1 protein-coding gene is annotated in these 943 nt (G+C 24.4%); it reads right to left on the reverse strand.

Translation table 11 applies throughout. The features are described from left to right. Positions 1–69: 69 nt before the first annotated feature. Positions 70–843, reverse strand: coding sequence for a YitT family protein (locus tag RI76_RS02095; protein ID WP_017192495.1), 774 nt, complete (start codon positions 841–843; stop codon positions 70–72). Positions 844–943: the final 100 nt, after the last annotated feature.

Below are 943 nucleotides of genomic sequence, written 5' to 3' on the forward strand. Positions count from 1 at the left end.
ATTTTTTTTATGTTATCATATAGTAAATTAATAAATAATTTTTTCTAAAAGGTATTTGTTTTAGAAAAATTAGTTGTTCTCATTCGGAACTATTTTGCTGGGGCTCACCCTTTTTTTATTTAGTTGTTTTTCTTTGATTAAAAAGTTTTTGTTCTTTTTGTTTCTAAAAGTGATTTTATTAATTGTATAGATAGAAACGAAAAGAGAAGCGAAAGAAAAAGTGTATTTAATCACAACGCTCATCTTTGAACTTTGATGAGTCGATAATTCGATTAAAAACGACATAAAGATCACTAAACCATCAGTTAAAAATAAAATCAACCAAAAGGGCATTTTTAATTTATCTTTTAAGATGTTTTGAACCACACCTGTTCCGCTCATAGAAGCTTTGTTTTTAAAAATTAAACCTGTTCCTGTTCCCATAATAATGCTGGCTAATAAATACACCAAAGCTGTTCTAAGATGACCTTTGCCTTTTAAAAAAGGTAAAATATGATCAAAAATTTTCATATTTTTCAAATTAGGAATAGAACCTAATAAAGTGGTAAAAGTGATAATTAAAAAAGTCACTAATAAAGATTTTTTAAAAAATTTTTTGCCTAAAAAATGTAATCCTAAAAATAAAGTCACAATATAGACTAAATTAATCGTGATTTGATGGCCGAAAAAATTTTTTTCTGGTCCTAGAAAACCACAAACATTTTTTAAAATTTTGTCTAAGAAATTTAAAAAGGATTCTGTTCCTCCCATAGTTAAATCTTCTTGTTGGACTAAGAAGTGAATACCGAAGATTAAAATAAAGGCTCCTAAAATAATTTGAAATAATTCCGGTTTATGTTTCATTTTAATTATTCACACTTTCTTTTGTTTTTAAAATTTTTACTAAAAAACTTTGAAAAAATAAATAAAAAATAATACATCCATTTTTATAATATAATAAAAA

This window comes from Milkweed yellows phytoplasma str. MW1 (genome assembly GCF_000309485.1).
Taxonomy (GTDB): Bacteria; Bacillota_I; Bacilli_A; order Acholeplasmatales; family Acholeplasmataceae; genus Phytoplasma.

Coding starts and splice junctions, on each gene's coding strand:
- RI76_RS02095 (WP_017192495.1), bottom strand. CDS start 843: ATGAAACATAAACCGGAATTATTTCAAATTATTTTAGGAGCCTTTATT.